We start from the raw sequence: 19962 nt of genomic DNA, 5'->3' as shown, positions 1-19962 counted from the left end.
TGATAATCTCCCACGCTTCGACCGAGCCCGCCTGCGGTATGGGCGTGCCTTGTCAAAATAAACACGAGGCGACATATCACGATGATCAAGACCAAAATCGCACTGGCTGTATTGATGACGACGCTCGCCGTCGCACCAGCCGGCGCCACCACGCACCACAAGACAACGCATTCCTCGGCCAAGAGCGGCGGCAAGAGCAGCAGCCACACGGCCCACGCCAAAAGCGGCAAGTCCGGCAAGAGCGCCAAAAGCAGCAGCAAGTCCAGCAGCAAAGCCAGCAGTAAAAGCACCGGCAAGCACGGCAAGACGAAAGCCGTCGCTGCCGGCGCCGCCGTGGCCGCCGTCGCCGCACCATCGCTGAAGCCGTCCGGCACCCCGGAGCGCCGCCAGGACCGCTCCTTCGACGGCCAGAGCAACCAGTTCCTCAACGCGTTGTGGCGCATCGATTCGGAAAGCGCGATCTACGCCGGCAAGTACGATACCGCCGCCACGCTGTCGATCCCCGACAAGGCAGGCCAGGCCAAGGAGCTGGCCTTCATCGACGAGTGGAAGCAGCGCTTCGGCGGGATCAACGCCAGCCAGCTGTCGGCCAAGCAGCGCACCGACCTGGCGCTGCTGATCAACAAGCTCGATAGCGACCGCTTCCGCCTGACCACGCTGAAGGAATACGAGTGGAACCCGGCCAGCTACAACGTGGCCGGCCCGATCGACCTGATCCTGAACACCGAGTACGCGGCCCAGCCGCAGCGCCTGCGCACGCTGCTCAAGCGCATCGCCGGCATTCCGGCCTACTACGAGGCGGCACGCGCCAACATCGTCAATCCGACGCGCGAGCACACGCGCCTGGCGATCGCGCAGGCGCCCGGTGTGCAGACCTTGCTGACCGAGGTGGACAAGGCGGCGCAGGCGTCGATCCTGACGCCGATGGAGAAGCAGCTGTTCACCCAGCGCGTGAACGCGGCGCTGACGGCGGTCGACAGCTATGTGGCCTTCCTGACCGAGTTGGACAAGCAGATGGATACGACCGGCCGCCGTACCTTCCGCCTGGGTAAGGAGCTGTACGAGCAGAAATTCGCCTTCGATATCCAGTCCGGCAGCACGGCCGAGCAGACCTACCAGAAGGCCTTGGCCGCGCGCGAGGAACTGCTGGTCAATATGGAGCGCATCTCCGACGAGCTGTGGGACAAGACCATGGGCGCCACCGCCAAGCCGGCCGACCGCTTTGCCAAGATCGGCATGGTGATCGACAAGCTGTCCGAGCGCCACGTCAAGCGCGAGGATTTCTTCGCCGAGATCCGCCGCCAGGTGCCGGTGTTGCAGGACTGGGTGATCAGCCACAACCTGCTGACGCTCGATCCGAAGAAGCAGCTGGAAGTGCGCGCGACGCCCGCCTACCAGGCCGGCGTGGCGGGCGCCAGCATCGATGCGCCGGGACCGTATCGTCCGCAGGACCGCACCTACTACAACGTGACACCGCTCGACGGCGCGACGGCGGAAGCGGCCGAGAGCAGCCTGCGCGAGTACAACTACTGGATTTTGCAGATCCTGAATATTCACGAGGCGATACCGGGTCACTACGCGCAGCTGGTGTATGCGAACAAGTCGCCGTCCATCGTCAAGTCCATCTTCGGCAATGGCGCGATGGTGGAGGGCTGGGCGGTGTACGGCGAGCGCATGATGCTGGAGTCCGGCTACGGCGACAACGCGCCGGAGATGTGGCTGATGTATTCGAAGTGGAACCTGCGCAGCGTGACCAACACCATCCTCGATTACAGCGTGCACGTGCTGGGCATGACCGAGGAGCAGGCGATCGACCTGCTGACGCGCCAGGCCTTCCAGACGCGCAGCGAGGCTGTTGAGAAGTGGCATCGGGTGCAGGTGTCGTCGGTGCAGCTGACCAGCTATTTCAGCGGCTACAGCGAGATCATGGAATTGCGCGAGCAGCGCAAGCAGCAGCTGGGCGCCAAGTTCAACCTGAAGGAATTCCACGAGCAATTCCTGAGCTACGGCAGCGCGCCGGTGCGCGTGATCAAGGGCTTGATGACGCAGTAGGATCACAGCCGTTTGCGTGCGCGCAAACGGCTCATCCATTGATTCGATAGGGTGGGAGCTGGCTTATATTTGGGCCGGTTTCTGCTACGATTAGATCAAGGAGCGGTGATGGACATGCCTATCAAATTCGACACGCTTGCTTACGCAAAAAAACTCGAGGAGGCCGGGCTGCCTCAGCAGCAAGCCGAGGCCCAGTCGCTAGCCTTGCGCGACGCATTAGCCGAGTCCACTGTGACGCCCGGCGATCTGGTATTGCTGAAGACGGATGTTGTTGCCCGTATAGAGATGCTGCGCAGCGAAGTGCAAGCGCAGATCGAAAAGCTGCGTAGCGACCTGCAGGGGCAGATCGAAAAGGTACGCAGCGACCTGCAGGGGCAGATCGAAAAGGTACGCAGCGACCTGCAGGGGCAGATCGACGAGTTGAAAGCGCACATGAATATCCGGTTCAACATACTTTACATGCTGACCGGCCTGTCCTTGGTGCTACATGGCGTAACGCTCGGCGTGCTTTTTAAAATATTGAACCGGTTGGCATAGCCTGAGCGCTCAGGCCTTCTCTTCCGGCGCCGTCGACATGCGCACGAACATCGGCGCCACCAGCAGGCCCAGCTCGAACAGCAGGCACATCGGAATCGCCAGCGAGAACATGCTGACCGCATCGGGCGGCGTGACGATCGCAGCCACCACGAAAGCGCCCACGATGGCGTAAGGCCGTATCTCTTTCAGCTTGGCCACGCTCACCAGGCCCATGCGCACCAAAATCACCACCACCACCGGCACCTCGAAGGTCGCGCCAAAGGCCAGGCACATCGACATGACGAAATCCAGGTAGTTCTCGATATCCGGCGTCACCGCGATCGAGTGCGGCGAAAACTCGGAGATGAACTGGAACACGCGCCCGAACACCAGGAAGTAGCAGAACGCCACGCCGGCCATGAACAGCACCGACGACGAAATCACCAGCGGCGCGATCAGCCGCTTCTCATGCGCGTACAGGCCGGGCGCCACAAAGGCCCACAGCTGGTACAGCACCCACGGCAGCGACAGGATGATGGAGATCACCAGCGTCACCTTCATCGGCACCAGGAACGGCGAGATCACACCGGTGGCGATCATCTTCGAGCCGACCGGCAGCGAGGCGATCATCGGCCGCGCGATGAAATCGTAGATCTGCGACGGACCGGGCCAGATCATCAGCGCGATGCAGACGATGGCAATGCCGATCGATGCCTTGACCAGACGGTCGCGCAATTCGATCAGGTGAGAGATAAAGGTCTCTTCGCCCTTTTCAGGTGTAGTCATTTAGTAGAACGAAGAAGAGGAGTTGCTGCCGGGCCGGAAGCGCGCCACGCGCGCGGCGCCGGAGGTCACGTGCATCTTGCCGCCGTGGCGCTGCTTGTACCAGCCGGGAATGGCCGAATTGCGCACCAGCTTCTTGCGGCGGAACTCGCGCGCCTTGCGCGACAGGTCGTCGGTGGTGACGTGGCTGATGGCCGGCGAGTGGATGGTCGGCGTGTCGTGCCAGGCGTTTTCCACGTCGGCCACGTGCTGCGACATCGAACTTTCGACGTCGGCCTTCACGCTCTCGGCCGCCGCCTGCACTTCCTTCTGGAGGTTTTTCAATTCCTCCAGTTCGATTTCGCGCGAGACTTCGGATTTGACTTCGTTCAGGTAGCGCTGGGCGCGGCCGTACAGGGTCCCGGCCATGCGCGCCACCTTGGGCAGCTTTTCAGGACCGACGACGATCAGCGCAACCACGCCGATCACAGCAAGTTTGGTAAGACCGAGATCGATCATAAGGTGGTTTCAGCCGGAAGGGAGCGTTGCTCCCCCAGCTTATTTCTTCTCTTTAGCGTCGACGTCGATGGTGCCGGGGGCGGCCGGGGTGGCGGGCTTGTCGTCCTCGCCCTTGACGCCATCCTTGAAGCCTTTAACGGCCTTGCCGATGTCCGAACCCATATTGCCCAGTTTTTTGGTGCCAAAAACCAGCATCACAATCACCAGGACGATCAACCAATGCCAAATACTGAATGAACCCATCATATTCCCCTTGCAAGGCGCATGCGCCCAATTTATCCGTTGATTCGAGAACTGCTGCGACAGTATAAGCGAACCGCCGCCTGTCATGTAGATGTCATGCGGCTAGCGATATAACGACGTCGCGCTTAGTCCCTGCTTAGCGTTGCCCGCGCCAAGGGTGGGGGCCGCCGATCACGTGCAGATGTAAATGGTACACCTCTTGGCCGCCGTTGGGCCCACTGTTAATCAGCGTCTTGTAACCGCCGGTCGGCGAGCCGTCCGCATCATAGCTGACGCCGCAGCCGGCTTCCTCTGCCAGACGGGGGGCCAGCGCCAGCATCTTGCCCAGCAGCGGCGCTTCGTTGGCGCTGCAATCCGACAAGGTCGAGAAATGTTTCTTCGGGATTAGCAACAAATGCACCGGCGCGGCCGGGTTGATGTCCTTGAAGGCCAGCAGGTCTTCATCTTCGTAGACGATGGCTGAGGGAATTTTCTTTTCGGCTATTTTGCAAAACAGGCAGTTTTCCACAACAACTCCGTAAATGGGGGATTATTCCTTGCGGGCGGCTTTTTCCTCGATGCCGGAGACGCCTTCGCGGCGCGCCAGCTCGTCGAGTACCTGCTGCGGCTTCAGATCGAACTGGGCCAGCAGCACCAGCGTATGGAACCACAAGTCCGCCACCTCGTACAGCACCTTGCCGCTGTCGCCGCCGGCGCGCGCATCCTTGGCGGCCATCACGGTTTCGGTGGCTTCCTCGCCGATCTTCTTCAGGATGGCGTCGTCGCCCTTGGCGAACAGCTTGGAAGTATAGGACGTGGCGGGATCGCCCCCATTGGCCAGTTTGCGCGACTCGATGATGTCGGCCAGGCGGTCCAGGATAGTGCTCATGTCGATTTCTTTGCTTTGGTTTTCGCCACGGTGGCGGGGGTGTAGATTTCCGACGGGTCTTTCAGCACAGGCTCGGTGTTCTGCCAGTCGCCTTCCAGCGCGTCGCCTTCGAACTTCTGGAAGAAGCAGGAATGGCGGCCGGTATGGCAGGCGATGCCGCCGGCCTGCTCGATCTTCAGCAGCACCACGTCCTCGTCGCAGTCGAGGCGGATTTCCAGCACCTTCTGCACGTGGCCGGATTCCTCGCCCTTGTGCCACAACTTCTTGCGCGAGCGGCTCCAGTAGACGGCTTCGCCCAGCTCCACCGTCTTGGCCAGCGCGTCGCGGTTCATCCAGGCGAACATCAGCACGTCGTTGCTGCCGGCTTCCTGGGCGATGACCGGCACCAGGCCGTGCTCGTCCCATTGGATTTTCTTCAGCCATTTAGCCTTGGCCAAGGCGCTTGGGGTAGTCGACATAATGATCTCTTAAACCAGGCGCATCGGAATGCCCTGTTGCGCCATGAAGCGCTTGGCTTCCTGCACGGTGTGCTGGCCGTAGTGGAAGATGCTGGCCGCCAGCACCGCGTCGGCCTTGCCCTGCTTGATGCCGTCGGCCAGGTCCTGCAGGCCGCCGACGCCGCCCGAGGCGATCACCGGGATGCCGATCGCGTCGGACACGCCGCGCGTCAGGCCCAGGTCGAAGCCGGACTTGGTGCCGTCGCGGTCCATGCTGGTGAGCAGGATCTCGCCGGCGCCCAGCTGTTCCATTTTCCTGGCCCATTCGATGGCGTCGATGCCGGTGGCCTTGCGGCCGCCGTGGGTGAACACTTCCCACTTGCCGGGGGAGGTCTGCTTGGCGTCGATCGCCACCACGATGCATTGCGAGCCGTGCTTTTGCGAGGCGTCGAACACCAGCTGCGGGTTCGACACCGCCGACGAATTCATGGCGACCTTGTCGGCGCCGGCGTTGAGCAGGCGGCGCACATCGGCCACCTCGCGCACGCCGCCGCCCACGGTCAGCGGAATGAACACCTGCGAAGCGACGGCTTCGATGATGTCCAGGATCAGGCCGCGGTTGTCGCTGGTGGCGGTGATGTCGAGGAAGGTCAGTTCGTCGGCGCCCTGCTCGTCGTAGCGGCGGGCGATTTCCACCGGGTCGCCGGCGTCGCGCAGCTCGGTGAAATTGACGCCTTTGACGACGCGGCCGTCGGTCACGTCCAGGCAGGGGATGATGCGTTTAGCGAGCATGATGGTTAACTTTAATTTTCTTCCGCGTCTTCTTCCAGGTCGCCGCTCAGTTCATCCGCGCGCAACTGGGCCGAAGCCAGGTCGATGGTGCCTTCGTAAATCGAACGGCCGCAGATCACGCCTTCGATGCCTTCGTCCTGGACAGCGCACAGCGCTTCGACGTCGCCCAGGTTATGCAGGCCGCCCGATGCGATGACCGGGATCTTGACCGCTTGCGCCAGCTTGACGGTGGCTTCGATGTTCACGCCGCCCATCATGCCGTCGCGGCCGATGTCGGTGTAGATGATCGATTCGACGCCGTAGGCTTCGAACTTCTTGGCCAGGTCGATCACTTCGTGGCCGGACATCTTGCTCCAGCCGTCGGTGGCGACCTTGCCGTCCTTGGCGTCCAGGCCGACGATGATGTGGCCGGGGAAGGCGCCGCAGGCGTCGTGCAGGAAGCCCGGCTCCTTGACCGCGGCGGTGCCGATGATGACGTAGCTGATGCCGGCGTCCAGGTAGCGCTCGATGGTGTCGAGGTCGCGGATGCCGCCGCCCAGCTGCACGGGGATTTCGTCCAGGTCGTTTTCTTCCGCGTATTCCTGCACCACTTTCAGGATGGCCTTGACCGCGGCTTCGTTCTTCGGCTTGCCGGCGAAGGCGCCGTTCAGGTCGACCAGGTGCAGGCGGCGCGCGCCTTGCTTGAGCCAATGCAGGGCCATGTCGGCCGGGTCTTCGGAAAATACGGTGGCGAGTTCCATATCGCCTTGTTTCAAGCGAACGCAGTGACCGTCTTTGAGGTCGATGGCAGGAATGAGCAGCATGATGGTTTAGGTAGATTTAGGGGTAAATGAAATCAAGGGTTCCAGTGAACGAAATTTTTGTACAACTGCAATCCGGCCGCGGCGCTTTTCTCCGGGTGGAACTGGGTCGCAAAAATATTATCACGGGCGACGGCGCAGCTGAACGCCGCACCGTAGACTGTTAGGCCGACGGTGTGCTCGGTCCGCTCTGGCTGGGCGAAATAGCTGTGCACGAAATAGAAGTAGCTGTTGTCGGCAATGTCCTGCCACATCGGGTGAGACGCGTTCTGGCGCACTTGGTTCCAGCCCATTTGCGGCACCTTGAAGCGCGAGCCGTCCTCTTGGATCTGGCCGTCCAGCTGGAAGCGCACCACCTTGCCCGGCAACAGGCCGAGGCCGGCGGCGCCGCCTTCCTCGCTGGCGTCGAACAGCATCTGCTCGCCGATGCACACGCCCATCAGCGGCTTGGTTTTGGCGGCCACCAGCAGCGCGTCCTGCACGCCGGATTCGCGCAGGCTGCGCATGCAGTCCGGCATGGCGCCCTGGCCGGGCAGCACGATGCGGTCGGCGCTTTCGATGTCGGCCACTTCGCCGGAGATCAGCACATTGGCTTCGGGTGCGACGGCGCGCAGGGCCTGCGCGACCGAGCGCAGATTACCCATGCCGTAATCAACTACTACGATTTTTTTCATGACGTTTTTTTCTTAAGCCCGGTTTTACAGACTGCCCTTGGTCGACGGGATCGTGCCGGCTGCGCGCGGGTCCAGCTCGGACGCCATGCGCAGCGCGCGGCCGAAGGCCTTGAACACGGTTTCGCATTGGTGGTGGGCGTTGGTGCCGCGCAGGTTATCGATGTGCAGCGTGACCAGCGCGTGGTTGACGAAGCCGCGGAAGAATTCCAGCGTCAGGTCGACGTCGAAGGTGCCGATCATCGCGCGCGTGAACGGGATGTGGTACTCGATGCCTGGCCGGCCGGAGAAATCCAGCACCACGCGCGACAGCGCCTCGTCCAGCGGCACGTACGAATGGCCGTAGCGGACGATGCCCTTGCGGTCGCCGATGGCCTTGGCCACGGCCATGCCGAGGGTGATGCCGACGTCTTCCACCGTGTGGTGGTTGTCGATATGGATGTCGCCGGTGGCTTCCACGTCCAGGTCGAACAGGCCGTGACGGGCGATCTGGTCCAGCATGTGGTCCAGGAAGGGCACGCCGGTGTTCAGCTTTTGCTGGCCGGTGCCGTCAAGGTTGATGGAAACGCGGACTTGCGTCTCGTTGGTGTTGCGGATAATTTCTGCGGTGCGGTTCATGAAGGGCTCGCGATGGCGATAACGTTAGGATGCCAGCGATGCGGCGAAAGCATCGAGGAAGGTGGAATTCTCTTCCGGGGTACTGACCGTGATACGCAAACAATTGGCCAGCACAGCATGCATTTTACCTACATTTTTGACTAATACCTTGCGAGACAGTAGTTTCGCATAGGCATCATCGGAATTTGGCACCCGTATCAAGATAAAATTCGCCGCCGAAGGAAATACCTCGACGCCGGGCATAGCGGCCAATGCAGCCGCCAGATCGGCGCGTGCGGCGCGCAAAGCGGCGGCCTGCTGGTTCAGCACCTCCACGTGGTCGAGCGCGAATTCGGCCGCTGCCTGCGTCAATACGTTGATGTTGTAAGGAGGCCGCACTTTGTCGAACTCCGCCAGCAATTGCGGCGCCGCCGACATGTAGCCCAGGCGGATGCCGGCCAGGCCCAGCTTCGACACGGTGCGCATCACGACCAGGTTGTCGAACTCCGGCAGGCGGTGCATGAAGGTCTGCTGCGCGAACGGCTCGTAGGCTTCGTCGACCACGGCCAAACCGAAGCCGTCCAGCGCCTTGATGATGGCGACGATGTCGTCCGCCGCGAACAGGTTGCCGGTCGGGTTGTTGGGATAGGATAGGAACACCAGCGACGGCTTGTGCTCCCTGATCGCGGCCAGCATGGCCGGCAGGTCCAGCGTCAGGTCGGCCTTGAGCGGCACGCCGACGTAATCCATGCCGGCGAATTGCGCCGAGCGCTGGTACATGACGAACGACGGCGTCGGCGCCAGCACCACGGCGCGGCGCTCCTGCAGCGCGCAGCCCATGCACAGGATCGAGATCAGTTCGTCGGAGCCGTTGCCCAGCATGACGTCGTAGCCGGCCGGCACGCCCAGTTTGGCGCACACGCTTTGCTTGATGGCGGCGTAGGAGGCCACCGGGTAGCGGTTCAGCGTCACGTCCACCAGGCGGCGGGCCAGCTCCTCGCGCAGATGATGCGGCAGGTGGTAAGGGTTCTCCATCGCATCCAGTTTGATATAGCCACTCGCGTCGGCGACGTGGTAGCCATGGATGGCGCGCACGTCGGAGCGGATGGTGGTGTTGACCAGGGTGTCGATGGAAGACATCTTACTAAGGCTCCTATGAGTTGACTAAACTTCGTTTAACAGCGGGTTTTTTCTTCTTTTCGGGCGGCGCCGGCACTTCCGGCATCGCCAGGCGTTCGGCGATGATGGCGCAGTAGTCGGGATTGAGTTCGAAGCCGACGAAATTGCGGCCGCAGCGCTTGGCGGCGATGGCCGTCGTGCCGCTGCCCATGAACAGGTCCAGCACCACGCCGTCCGGCGGGCACGAGGCCTTGACCATGCGCTCGATGATCTCCAGCGGCTTCTGCGTCGGATGGTCGGCGCGCTCGGGATGCTCGCGGTGCAGGCGCGACACGCTCCACAAATCCTTGGGGTTGTAGCCTATTTCCAGCCATTTGGCGCCGACGAAGATCGAGCGCGAACGGGCTTTCTTGGTTTCGGCGTCGTACGGGATGCGCACCGCATCGAGGTCGAAGTAGTAATCCTTGCGGCGCACGAAGAAGCCGATGGTGTCGTGCACCGACGAGTAGCTGCGCACGCTGCCGCCCATCGACGGCACGCGGCGGTCCCAGATAATCTCGTTCATCATCGTCATGCGCTTTTTCAGCAGCACGAAGATCTCCGGCGAAAAGCGCCAGGTCAGGAAGATGTACAGGCTGCCGTTGGGCTTGAGCTTGGGCAGCGCGGCGTCGATCCACTGTTCGGTCCAGCGCAGGTACTCCTCCACCGTTTGCGAGTCGGAGTCGTTGCCGTAGTCCTTGCCCAGGTTGTACGGCGGGTCGGTCAGTATCAGGTCGATGGAACCATCCGGGATGCGCGCCAGGCCGGCCAGCGCATCCTCACAGAAGACCTGATTGATCCACGCTTCGCTCATTTGAGGCGCAGCTCCGCGCTGCGGGCGTGGGCCTGCAGGCCTTCGCCGTAGGCCAGTTCCGCCGCGACCTTGCCCAGCGTTTGCGCGCCGGCTTCGCTGACGTGGATGATCGACGAGCGTTTCTGGAAATCGTACACGCCCAGCGGCGACGAGAAGCGCGCGGTGCGCGACGTCGGCAGCACGTGGTTCGGACCGCAGCAGTAGTCGCCCAGCGATTCGGACGAATAACGGCCGAGGAACATGGCGCCGGCGTGGCGGATCTGGTCGGCCCACTGCTGCGGGTTCTCGGCCGAGATTTCCAGGTGCTCGGCGGCGATGCTGTTGGCGATGGCGCAGGCTTCGGCCATGTCGCGCACTTTCACCAGGGCGCCGCGGTCGGTCAGCGAGGTGCGGATCGTTTCCGCGCGCGGCATCTGGGGCAGTAATTTTTCTATGCTGGCCTCCACCTTGGCGATGTAGCCGGCGTCGGGGCACAGCAGGATGGCCTGCGCCAGCTCGTCGTGCTCGGCCTGCGAGAACAGGTCCATCGCCACCCAGTCGGGATCGGTGGTGCCGTCGCAGACGATCAGGATTTCGGAAGGGCCGGCGATCATGTCGATGCCGACGATGCCGAACACGCGGCGCTTGGCGGCTGCCACGTAGGCGTTGCCGGGGCCGACGATCTTGTCGACCGGTGCGATGGTCTCGGTGCCGTGCGCCAGCGCGGCCACAGCCTGCGCGCCGCCGATGGTGATGACGCGGGTGACGCCGGCGATCGCGGCGGCGGCCAGCACCATCTGGTTCTTCACGCCGTCCGGGGTCGGCACCACCATGATGATCTCTTTAACGCCGGCGACGTGCGCCGGAATCGCGTTCATCAGCACCGACGAAGGATAGGCCGCCTTGCCGCCGGGGACGTAGATGCCCACGCGGTCCAGCGGCGTGACCTTCTGGCCCAGCACCGTGCCGTCGGCTTCGGTGTAGGTGAAGCCGTTCAGTTCCTGCTTCTGGCGCTCGTGGAACACGCGGATGCGTTGTGCGGCGATGTGCAGTGCGTTGCGCTGCGCTTCGGGAATCGCGGCCAGCGCGGCCTGCAGTTCAGCTTCGGGGATATCGAAGGCGGCCATGCTGGCGGCGCCGCCGTTCGGAATGCGGTCGAAGCGGTTGGTGTATTCCAGCACGGCGGCGTCGCCGCGCGCCTTGACGTCGGCCAGGATGCCGGCGACGGCGCGCTCGATCGCCTCATCGGTGCTCGCTTCAAATGCCAGCAGGGCGTCCAGTGACTTTTTGAAATCGGCTTGGGTGGAATCGAGCTTGGTGATTTGAATCGGCATGATGGTTTACTTTTTAGAGGCGCGTTCGAAGGCTTCGATAATCGGTTGCAGGCGGGCGCGCTTGAGCTTCAGGGCGGCCTGGTTGACGATCAGGCGCGACGAGATGTCCATGATCGCTTCCACTTCTTTCAGGTCGTTGGCGCGCAGCGTGTTGCCGGTGCTGACCACGTCGACGATGGCGTCCGACAGGCCGACCAGCGGCGCCAGTTCCATCGATCCGTACAGCTTGATCAGGTCGACGTGCACGCCCTTCTTGGCGAAGTGCTCGCGCGCCGTCTCGACGAACTTGGTGGCCACGCGCAGGCGCGCGCCCTGGCGCACGGCGGTTTCGTAGTCGAAGCCGTTGCGCACCGCGACCGACATGCGGCAGGCCGCGATGTGCAGGTCGATAGGCTGGTACAGGCCTTCGCCGCCGTGCTCCAGCAGCACGTCCTTGCCGGCCACGCCGAAGTCCGCCGCGCCGTGCTGCACATAGGTCGGCACGTCGGTGGCACGGACGATGATGACGCGCACGTCGGGATCGTTGGTCGACAGGATCAGCTTGCGCGAGGTTTCCGGGTTTTCGGTGACGGTGATGCCGGCCGCTTCCAGCAGCGGCAGGGTGTCCTCGAAAATACGTCCCTTCGACAGCGCGAGGATCAGCTGCGGGTTGGCTTGAAATGCACTCATTATGCGGTCCGATTGCTTAGTTATCATCCTATCCGTCTCGTCATCCCCGCGAAGGCGGGGATCCATGCTTCGGATGCTCAGCATGGGCTCCCGCTTTCGCGGGAGCGACGCTTACTTGATGCGTTTGATGTTGGCGCCCACTGCGGACAGTTTTACTTCCATCTGGTCGTAGCCGCGGTCGAGGTGGTAGATGCGGTCGATCAGGGTTTCGCCGCGCGCGGCCAGCGCCGCGATCACCAGCGACGCCGAGGCGCGCAGGTCGGTCGCCATCACGGGCGCGCCCACCAGCTGCTCGACGCCCTTGATGAAGGCGGTGTTGCCGTCGGTTTCAATCGACGCGCCGAGACGGTTCATCTCCTGCACGTGCATGAAGCGGTTTTCGAAAATCGTCTCGGTGACGCGGCTGGCGCCGTCGGCGATGGTGTTCACCGCCATGAACTGGGCCTGCATGTCGGTCGGGAAGCCCGGGTATTCGGTGGTGCGGAAGGTCACCGGTGTCGGACGCTTGTCCATCTGCGCGCAGATCCAGTTGTCGCCGATGGTCATCTGCAGGCCGATCTCGCGCAGCTTGTCCAGCGCGGCGTCCATGATGTCGACGCGGGTGTTGCGGATCGTGATGTCGCCGCCGGTGGCAGCCACCGCGCACAGGAAGGTCGCCGCTTCGATGCGGTCGGAGATCACCGCGTGCCTGGCGCCGTGCAGTTCGGCCACGCCCTGGATCGTCAGGCGGTTGCTGCCGATGCCTTCGATCTTCGCGCCCATCGCCACCAGCAGGTTGGCCAGGTCGGTCACCTCGGGTTCGCAGGCGGCGTTTTCCAGCACGGTCTCGCCTTCGGCCAGCGTCGCGGCCATCAGCAGGTTCTCGGTGCCGGTGACGGTGATCATGTCGGTGACGATGCGCGCGCCCTTGAGCTTTTTGCACTTGGCGTAGATGTAGCCGCCTTCGACGGTGATGTCCGCGCCCAGCGCCTGCAGGCCCTTGATGTGCTGGTCCACCGGACGCGAGCCGATGGCGCAGCCGCCCGGCAGCGAGACCTTGGCTTCGCCGAAGCGCGCCAGCAAGGGGCCCAGCACCAGGATCGAGGCGCGCATGGTTTTCACCAGCTCATACGGGGCTTCCAGCTTGTCGATGGCGCTGCCGTTGAGCGTGACCTTGTCGCCGTCCTGCGTCACTTTCAGGCCGGTCTGGCCCAGCAGCTTGAGGATGGTGGCCACGTCGTGCAGGTGCGGCACGTTGGACAGCTCGACGTCGCCCGACGTCAGCAGGCCGGCGCACAGGATGGGCAGGGCCGCGTTCTTCGCGCCGGAGATGCTGATGTCGCCGTTCAGGCGGTTGCCGCCTTGTATGAGGAGCTTGTCCATGCTTATCCTTGGTATTCTTCAGGGGTGAGGGTTTTCATCGACAGCGCGTGGATTTCTTCGCGCATGCGGTCGCCCAGCGCGGCGTACACGAGCTGGTGGCGCTGGATCAAACGCTTGCCGGCAAACGCGGGCGAGACAATGATGGCCTGGAAGTGCTGGCCGTCGCCCTCCACTTCGAGGTGGGTGCATTCGAGGCCGGCGCTCAGGTAGCCGTGGATCAGTTCTGGAGTAGTAGTCATGATAAGTCCTTGGAATTAATGACGCAGGCGATATCCGCTGCGCAGCAAACGAATCGCCAGCAGTGCCAACGCGACGAGGAAGGCGGAGACGATGCTCACGCTGACCAGCGGGTTGACGTCCGACTGGCCGAAGAATCCGTAACGGAAGCCGTCGATCATGTAGAAGAACGGGTTCAGGTGCGAGACCGTCAGCCAGAACGGCGGCAGCGAATGGATGGAGTAGAACACGCCGGACAGGAAGGTCAGCGGCATGATCAGGAAGTTCTGGAACGCGGCCAGCTGGTCGAATTTCTCGGCCCAGATGCCGGCGATCAGGCCCATGGTGCCGAGGATGGCGGCGCCCAGCAGCGCGAACACCACGATCCACAGCGGCGCCGTGAACGACAGGTGGGCAAACCACGCCGTCACCACGAACACGCCGAAGCCGACCACGATGCCGCGCACCATGGCGGCGATCACGTAGGCCGAGAAGATCTCCCAGTGCGACAGGGGCGTGAGCAGCACGAACACCAGGTTGCCGGTGATCTTGGACTGGATCAGCGAGGACGAGGAGTTGGCGAAGGCGTTCTGCAATACGCTCATCATCACCAGGCCGGGGATCAGGAAGGCGGTGTAGCTGACGTCCGCGTACACGGTGACGCGGCCTTCGAGCACGTGGCCGAAGATCAGCAGGTACAGCATCGCCGTCAGGATGGGCGCGGCGACGGTCTGCGTGGCCACCTTCCAGAAACGCAGCGTCTCCTTGTAGACCAGGGTGCGGAAGCCGGTGGAGATGAAGTTCATACGGTGCCCTTATCCATGATCTGCAAGAAGATGTCTTCCAGGTCAGCTTGTTGCAATTGCATCTCGTCGATCACGGCGCCGGATTCGCGCAGGCGCGCCAGCAGGGTTTCGACTTCCGCGTATTCGTTGACGCGCAGGCTGTACTTCTTGCCTTGCTCCGACACTTCCGGATGCGTGACCAGGTGGCGCATGTCCTGCGGCAGGTCGCCGGCGGCCAGGTTGACCGTCAGCTGCGAGCCGGAGATGCGGCGGATCAGCGACGCCATGGTGTCGAGCGCGACCACCTTGCCGCTCTTGAGCATGGCCACGCGCTTGCACATGGCCTGCGCTTCCTCCAGGTAGTGGGTGGTCAGCACCACGGTGTGGCCTTCGCGGTTCAGGCGCGAGATGAACTTCCACAGCGTCTGGCGCAGTTCGACGTCGACGCCGGCGGTCGGCTCGTCGAGCACGATCACGGGCGGCTTGTGCACCAGCGCCTGCGCCACCAGCACGCGGCGCTTCATGCCGCCGGACAGGGCGCGCATGTTGACGTCGGCCTTGTTGGTCAGGTCGAGGTTGTGCATCACCTCGTCGATCCAGGCGTCGTTGTTGGCCAGGCCGAAGTAGCCCGACTGCAGGCGCAGCGTCTCGCGCACCGTGAAGAAGGGGTCGAACACCAGTTCCTGCGGCACCACGCCCAGCTTCTTGCGGGCGGCGCGGAAGTCGCCGGTGACGTCGTGGCCGTGGATGGTGACCTTGCCGGCGTCGGGGCGGATCAGGCCAGCGATGATGGAAATCAGGGTGGTCTTGCCGGCGCCGTTGGGGCCGAGCAGGCCGAAAAATTCACCCTCTTCGATCGAAAGGGACACGCCGCCCAGCGCCTGGAGCGACTTGTAGCGCTTCTCGACATTACTTATTTGGATCGCTGTCATGCTTGACTTATCTGTAAGGTGCGGCGGCGCGAACCGGCGCGGTGTGGCCTAAACGTGGCGGAAGGTGCTGCGGGCGCCGCGGCTCTCAGGCAGCGGCAACGTTCAATTATATTGGAAATTCGGATCGGCAGAGCCGGACTGGCTTTTTACCGAGGGAGCGGAGTGGGGCGGGGGTCAATGATGGTGGTGCGAAGACGAGTCGTCGGCGAGACCGGTCTTTTTGGTGAAGAAGGACTCCGGGGCGTCGACCGGGGCGAATTCCTCGTGGGCGGGATTGTTCGCCGCGACGCCGTCCTGATCCAGCTTGACGCTGGTCGGGAACAGCAGCGAGCATACGCCGTACAGCTTGGTCAGGCTTTGCAGCGCCGGCGGCAGGTTTTTCAGTTCCAGCTTGACGCCGGCGTCCTTGGCGGCGCGCTGCCACGCCAGCATGACCGACACCGCCACCGAATCCACCGTCAACACATGGCGCAGGTCGAACACGGTCTGGCCGGCCTTGAGGGCCGCCAGGCCGCGCTCCAGCGCCGTGGAGGCGTTGAGCACGGTCAGGGTCGTGAGCGACTGCAGGTTGTCGGTGGCTTCGGAAACGGCGGTAGACATGGCGATGGCTTATTTAGCGACGGTTTTCAGGGGTTTGTTGGCCAGCGACTTGTTCTTTTCCGTCAGCGTCTTGATCAGGCCGTCGATGCCGCCCTTGCTGATTTCGGAGGCGAACGTGCCCTTGTAGGTCTCGACCAGCCATGCGCCCAGCACGTTGATGTCGTAGATCTTCCAGCCGGCCGGGGTCTTGGCGACGCGGTAGTTCAGCGGGATCGGTTCGCCGCGGGCGACGTTGACCTGCGAACGCACTTCCACCTCGTTGTCGGACGGGTCGGAACGCATCGGCTTGAATTCGACGGTTTCGTTTTTAATCTGCGACAGCGCGCCGGAGTAGGTGTAGATCAGCAGCGTGCGGAACTGTTCCGACAGCGCTTTTTGCTGCTCGGGCGTGGCGTCGCGCCAGAAGCGGCCGGCCGCCAGCGCGGTCATGCGCTGCGAATCGACGTAAGGCAGGATCTTGCTTTCGACCAGGTCGAGCACCTTCTTCTGGTCGCCGGCCTGGATGGCCTTGTCGGACTTGGCGGTCTCGATCACTTCCTGGCTGATGCGCTTGACCAGCACGTCCGGCGCTTCGTTGGACGGCGCGGTGGCGGCATGGGCGTTGAAGGCCAGCGCGACAGTTGCTAAGGCGATAAGTTGTTTGATCAATTTCATGTTGTCGTTACCTTTGTGTGGTTCTTCGGGGTCACGGGCTGACGGAGGCCGCAGCCGGTGCGCCAGAGTTTAACTCTTTTGGCGCCGATTCGGATGACACAGGGGCAGAACTTTGTGCGGCAGTCGCCGGCGCGGCCGCCGGTTTGGCGTCGATCTCGGCCGAATCATCCTTCTTGGACTTGCGCGGCGCATCGTCGCCGTCCGGGTGGATCTGGCTTTCGCGGCGTTGCAGGAAGCCATCGCGGATGAACTCGTAACGGTCCAGCGCGGCGTCTTCCAGCAAACTGGTGGCGTTGAGCAGGTTAGCACGTTGATCGACGACGCGGAGCGCGGTACCGGTGTTGCGGATGTAGACCGGTTCCTTGTAGGCCCAGATATCGCCTTTGATGTCCAGCGGCAAGGCCACCGTGTCGCGCACGGTCGACGGGCCCAGCAGCGGCAGCATCAGGTAGGGGCCGGACGGCACGCCCCAGGTGCCCAGCGTCTGGCCGAAGTCTTCCTTGTGCTTGGGCAGGCCGGCTTCCGAGGCGATGTCGAACAGGCCGACAATGCCCAGCGTGGAGTTCAGCGCGAAGCGGGTGACGTCCGACATGCCGGCTTCGCCATGACCTTGCAGCAAGTTGTTGACGCCGGTCCAGGCGTCGGCCAGGTTGCCGAAGAAGTTGTTGACGCCGGTCTGCACGAAGTTCGGCAGCACGTTGCGGTAGGCCGTCGCGGCCGGTTTGAGCGCGTAGGTGTCGACCGTATCGTTAAAGCTGAACATGGCGCGGTTGAAACCCTCGTAGGGGTCGCGCGGGTTCGGGCCGGCGCAACCGGCCAGCAGCACGGTGACGCCCAGCGCCAGCGCGGCGCTACGGAGGTGTTTCGGGGTACGTTGCGTCATTTGCTGTCCTTTCCTTCTGCAGCTTTGCTGTAGATGAACTGGTTAATCAGGTCTTCCAGTACGGCGGCCGACTGGGTACGGGCGATCTTGTCGCCGGCGACCAGGTTGTTGGTGTCGCCGCCGGCTTCGATGCCCACGTATTGTTCGCCCAGCAGGCCGGCGGTCAGGATCTTGGCCGAGCTGTCTTTCGGGAATTTGTAGCCGTCTTCCATGTTCAAGGTTACCAGCGCCTGGTAACTCTTGTCATCAAACTTGATCTCTCCCACACGGCCTACCACCACGCCGGCCGCCTTGACCGGCGCCTGCGGACGCAGGCTGCCGATGTTGTCGAACTTGGCGGTGATCGGGTAGACCTTGCCGAAGGACATGGAACCCATGTTGCCGGCCTTCAGCGCGAGGAACATCAGCGCGGCGACGCCGACGACGATGAACAGACCGACCCAGACATCCAGAGATTTACGTTGCATAGCGATTCCTTAGTTTCTTATTTTGTACTTTTAGCGCTTACTTGCTGAACATCAGCGCCGTCATCATGAAGTCCAGCCACCAGATCATCAGCGAGGAGATCACGACCGTGCGGGTGGTGGCGCGCGCCACGTCTTCCGGGGTCGGCTGGGCTTCATAGCCCTGGTACAGCGCAATGAAGGTGATGGCGATGCCGAACACCACGCTCTTGGCAAAACCGTTGAAAATATCTTTCCAGATGTCGACGCCGCCCTGCATCTGCGACCAGAACGCGCCGTCGTCGACGCCGATCAGTTGCACGCCGACCAGGTAGCCGCCGAACACGCCGACCGCGCTGAACACCGACGCCAGCAGCGGCACCGAGATCACGCCGGCCCAGAAACGGGGCGCCAGCACGCGCTGGATCGGGTTGACGGCCATCATTTCCATCGCCGACAACTGCTCGCCGGCCTTCATCAGGCCGATTTCAGCCGTCAGCGAGGTGCCGGCGCGGCCGGCAAACAGCAGCGCGGTGATCACCGGGCCCAGTTCGCGGGTCAGGCCCAGCGCCACCAGCAGGCCCAGCGACTGCTCGGCGCCGTATTTGTTGAGCGTGTAATAGCCCTGCAAGCCCAGCACCATGCCGACGAACAGGCCGGACAGGGTGATGATCAGCATCGAATAATTGCCGATGAAGTGCAGTTGCTCGACCAGCAACGCCGGACGCCGCAGCAGGCCGGGCGACACGCCCAGCATGTTGGCGAAGGTGCGGGCGCCATAGCCTATGCTTTCAACGTAGTCGCGCAGCGGCGCGCCCAGCTTGGACAACCAGTTCTTGACGCTCATAAGACTTGCACCCCCAGGCCCAGGTCATCGGCCAGGGACTTGCCTGGATAGTGGAACGGCACCGGGCCATCGGCCTCGGCGTTGACGAACTGCTTCACGTAGGGATCGGTGGACACCATCATGTCGTCCGGCGTGCCGTGCGCGACGATCTTGCCCTGCGACAGGAAGTACACATAGTCGGCGATCGCGAAGCACTCCTTGACGTCGTGCGACACCAGCACGGTGGTCGAGCCCAGCGCGGTGTTCAGGTTGCGGATCAGGTTGGCGGTGACGCCCATCGAGATCGGGTCGAGGCCGGCGAACGGCTCGTCGTACATGATCAGTTCCGGGTCCAGCGCGATCGAGCGCGCCAGCGCCACGCGGCGCGCCATGCCGCCGGAGATCTCGCCCGGCTTGAGCTTGGCGGCGTTGCGCAGGCCCACGGCGTGCAATTTCATCAGCACCAGGTTGCGGATCAGCTCTTCCGGCAGGTCGGTATGCTCGCGCAGCGGGAAGGCGACGTTTTCAAACACGCTCAGGTCGGTGAACAGCGCGCCGTGCTGGAACAGCATGCCCATCTTGCGGCGCAGCAGATACAGGCCGGCGGTGTTCAGTTTGTGCACGATCTGGCCCTGCACCTTGACATGGCCGCGTTGCGGGCGGATCTGGCCGCCGATCAGGCGCAATACCGTGGTCTTGCCGCTGCCCGAGCCGCCCATCACTGCGATCACTTTTCCACGTGGGAAGTCCATCTGGAGGCCCGACAGGATGGCGCGCTTTCCATAGGAGAAGTGTAAATCACGGATTTCGACTAGATTAGCCACGACTGAACTCATTGTTTTTAATGCCGTATTGTAGTGCAGAAAGGTTAATCTCTGCTGGCGTCCCCTTCTTTTGTGGCAGAAGAAGGCCTCGTAAGTGGCAGATAATACAACACTACTGAACCTAAAGTCAGCAATTTACACCCGGCACCAAATGTTACATTGCTGCGCCGCACAACATGAAAAGCGCGAAATTGCCGCCAGAAACAATAAGTTGATTGACAACATA

At 62.8% G+C, this 19962-nt stretch carries 26 protein-coding genes; 2 read left to right on the top strand and 24 right to left on the bottom strand.

What is annotated here, in order from left to right:
- The first annotated feature begins 81 nt into the window (after positions 1 to 81).
- Positions 82 to 2052, top strand: coding sequence for a DUF885 domain-containing protein (locus ACEN9O_RS09720; protein ID WP_495617352.1), 1971 nt, complete (start codon positions 82 to 84; stop codon positions 2050 to 2052).
- A 108-nt stretch (positions 2053 to 2160) separates the two neighbouring features.
- Complete coding sequence (locus ACEN9O_RS09715; protein WP_495617351.1) at positions 2161 to 2589, top strand: coiled-coil domain-containing protein; 429 nt, start codon at positions 2161 to 2163, stop codon at positions 2587 to 2589.
- A 9-nt stretch (positions 2590 to 2598) separates the two neighbouring features.
- On the opposite strand, the gene tatC is transcribed toward ACEN9O_RS09715, so the two are convergent.
- The 24 genes from tatC to ACEN9O_RS09595 all read right to left on the bottom strand — a co-directional run bounded on the left by tatC (position 2599) and on the right by ACEN9O_RS09595 (position 19748).
- Complete coding sequence (tatC, locus tag ACEN9O_RS09710; RefSeq protein WP_494727299.1) at positions 2599 to 3354, bottom strand: twin-arginine translocase subunit TatC; 756 nt, start codon at positions 3352 to 3354, stop codon at positions 2599 to 2601.
- Positions 3355 to 3849, bottom strand: coding sequence for a Sec-independent protein translocase protein TatB (gene tatB, locus ACEN9O_RS09705; protein ID WP_495617350.1), 495 nt, complete (start codon positions 3847 to 3849; stop codon positions 3355 to 3357).
- A 39-nt stretch (positions 3850 to 3888) separates the two neighbouring features.
- Positions 3889 to 4092 (bottom strand): Sec-independent protein translocase subunit TatA, encoded by a 204-nt coding sequence (tatA, locus tag ACEN9O_RS09700; protein ID WP_117012745.1) that lies wholly within the window; start codon positions 4090 to 4092, stop codon positions 3889 to 3891.
- 136 nt (positions 4093 to 4228) lie between these two features.
- Positions 4229 to 4600 carry a histidine triad nucleotide-binding protein gene (locus ACEN9O_RS09695; protein WP_444847046.1) on the bottom strand — a complete coding sequence of 124 codons (372 nt, stop codon included), beginning with the start codon at positions 4598 to 4600 and terminating at the stop codon, positions 4229 to 4231.
- Between the two features lie 21 nt (positions 4601 to 4621).
- Positions 4622 to 4960 carry a phosphoribosyl-ATP diphosphatase gene (locus ACEN9O_RS09690; RefSeq protein WP_492923405.1) on the bottom strand — a complete coding sequence of 113 codons (339 nt, stop codon included), beginning with the start codon at positions 4958 to 4960 and terminating at the stop codon, positions 4622 to 4624.
- Positions 4957 to 5418, bottom strand: a complete 462-nt coding sequence (gene hisI, locus ACEN9O_RS09685; RefSeq protein ID WP_495617349.1) for a phosphoribosyl-AMP cyclohydrolase — start codon at positions 5416 to 5418, stop codon at positions 4957 to 4959. The genes ACEN9O_RS09690 and hisI overlap by 4 nt, the downstream gene beginning before the upstream one ends.
- 9 nt (positions 5419 to 5427) lie before the next feature.
- Positions 5428 to 6189 (bottom strand): imidazole glycerol phosphate synthase subunit HisF, encoded by a 762-nt coding sequence (gene hisF, locus ACEN9O_RS09680; RefSeq protein ID WP_495617348.1) that lies wholly within the window; start codon positions 6187 to 6189, stop codon positions 5428 to 5430.
- A gap of 11 nt (positions 6190 to 6200) precedes the next feature.
- Positions 6201 to 6992 carry a 1-(5-phosphoribosyl)-5-[(5-phosphoribosylamino)methylideneamino]imidazole-4-carboxamide isomerase gene (gene hisA / locus ACEN9O_RS09675; RefSeq protein ID WP_495617347.1) on the bottom strand — a complete coding sequence of 264 codons (792 nt, stop codon included), beginning with the start codon at positions 6990 to 6992 and terminating at the stop codon, positions 6201 to 6203.
- Between the two features lie 32 nt (positions 6993 to 7024).
- Positions 7025 to 7663 (bottom strand): imidazole glycerol phosphate synthase subunit HisH, encoded by a 639-nt coding sequence (gene hisH, locus ACEN9O_RS09670; RefSeq protein ID WP_495617346.1) that lies wholly within the window; start codon positions 7661 to 7663, stop codon positions 7025 to 7027.
- A gap of 24 nt (positions 7664 to 7687) precedes the next feature.
- The gene (gene hisB, locus ACEN9O_RS09665) at positions 7688 to 8278 is read right to left on the bottom strand and encodes an imidazoleglycerol-phosphate dehydratase HisB (RefSeq protein ID WP_008443061.1); all 591 of its coding nucleotides are present in this window, start codon (positions 8276 to 8278) and stop codon (positions 7688 to 7690) included.
- Between the two features lie 24 nt (positions 8279 to 8302).
- Positions 8303 to 9397: a histidinol-phosphate transaminase gene (gene hisC / locus ACEN9O_RS09660; RefSeq protein ID WP_495617345.1), complete on the bottom strand. Its 1095-nt coding sequence runs from the start codon at positions 9395 to 9397 to the stop codon at positions 8303 to 8305.
- A 13-nt stretch (positions 9398 to 9410) separates the two neighbouring features.
- Positions 9411 to 10229, bottom strand: coding sequence for a DNA-methyltransferase (locus ACEN9O_RS09655; protein WP_495617344.1), 819 nt, complete (start codon positions 10227 to 10229; stop codon positions 9411 to 9413).
- Positions 10226 to 11542, bottom strand: coding sequence for a histidinol dehydrogenase (hisD, locus tag ACEN9O_RS09650; protein ID WP_495617343.1), 1317 nt, complete (start codon positions 11540 to 11542; stop codon positions 10226 to 10228). Before hisD ends, ACEN9O_RS09655 begins: the two co-directional genes overlap by 4 nt.
- 6 nt (positions 11543 to 11548) lie before the next feature.
- Positions 11549 to 12211: an ATP phosphoribosyltransferase gene (hisG, locus tag ACEN9O_RS09645; protein ID WP_161095264.1), complete on the bottom strand. Its 663-nt coding sequence runs from the start codon at positions 12209 to 12211 to the stop codon at positions 11549 to 11551.
- A gap of 111 nt (positions 12212 to 12322) precedes the next feature.
- Complete coding sequence (gene murA, locus ACEN9O_RS09640; RefSeq protein ID WP_495617342.1) at positions 12323 to 13573, bottom strand: UDP-N-acetylglucosamine 1-carboxyvinyltransferase; 1251 nt, start codon at positions 13571 to 13573, stop codon at positions 12323 to 12325.
- A 2-nt stretch (positions 13574 to 13575) separates the two neighbouring features.
- On the bottom strand, positions 13576 to 13812 hold the full coding sequence (locus ACEN9O_RS09635; RefSeq protein WP_495617341.1) for a BolA family protein: 237 nt from the start codon (positions 13810 to 13812) through the stop codon (positions 13576 to 13578).
- A gap of 15 nt (positions 13813 to 13827) precedes the next feature.
- Entirely contained in the window at positions 13828 to 14595 is a 768-nt protein-coding gene (locus ACEN9O_RS09630) for an ABC transporter permease (RefSeq protein ID WP_495617340.1), read from the bottom strand.
- Positions 14592 to 15506, bottom strand: coding sequence for an ABC transporter ATP-binding protein (locus tag ACEN9O_RS09625; protein WP_495617339.1), 915 nt, complete (start codon positions 15504 to 15506; stop codon positions 14592 to 14594). The genes ACEN9O_RS09630 and ACEN9O_RS09625 overlap by 4 nt, the downstream gene beginning before the upstream one ends.
- Before the next feature lie 174 nt (positions 15507 to 15680).
- Positions 15681 to 16106 (bottom strand): STAS domain-containing protein, encoded by a 426-nt coding sequence (locus tag ACEN9O_RS09620; RefSeq protein WP_495617338.1) that lies wholly within the window; start codon positions 16104 to 16106, stop codon positions 15681 to 15683.
- A gap of 9 nt (positions 16107 to 16115) precedes the next feature.
- A complete protein-coding gene (locus ACEN9O_RS09615; protein WP_495617337.1) occupies positions 16116 to 16760 on the bottom strand; it encodes an MlaC/ttg2D family ABC transporter substrate-binding protein in 645 nt (214 codons plus the stop codon).
- A 31-nt stretch (positions 16761 to 16791) separates the two neighbouring features.
- Positions 16792 to 17643, bottom strand: a complete 852-nt coding sequence (locus ACEN9O_RS09610) for an MlaA family lipoprotein (RefSeq protein ID WP_495617336.1) — start codon at positions 17641 to 17643, stop codon at positions 16792 to 16794.
- Positions 17640 to 18110, bottom strand: a complete 471-nt coding sequence (mlaD, locus tag ACEN9O_RS09605; RefSeq protein WP_495617335.1) for an outer membrane lipid asymmetry maintenance protein MlaD — start codon at positions 18108 to 18110, stop codon at positions 17640 to 17642. Before mlaD ends, ACEN9O_RS09610 begins: the two co-directional genes overlap by 4 nt.
- A 37-nt stretch (positions 18111 to 18147) precedes the next feature.
- On the bottom strand, positions 18148 to 18933 hold the full coding sequence (gene mlaE, locus ACEN9O_RS09600; RefSeq protein WP_495617334.1) for a lipid asymmetry maintenance ABC transporter permease subunit MlaE: 786 nt from the start codon (positions 18931 to 18933) through the stop codon (positions 18148 to 18150).
- Positions 18930 to 19748, bottom strand: coding sequence for an ABC transporter ATP-binding protein (locus tag ACEN9O_RS09595; RefSeq protein ID WP_495617333.1), 819 nt, complete (start codon positions 19746 to 19748; stop codon positions 18930 to 18932). Before ACEN9O_RS09595 ends, mlaE begins: the two co-directional genes overlap by 4 nt.
- Positions 19749 to 19962: the final 214 nt, after the last annotated feature.

It is taken from the genome of Duganella sp. Dugasp78 (genome assembly GCF_059491455.1).
This window is presented reverse-complemented; position numbering and strand designations above follow the sequence as displayed.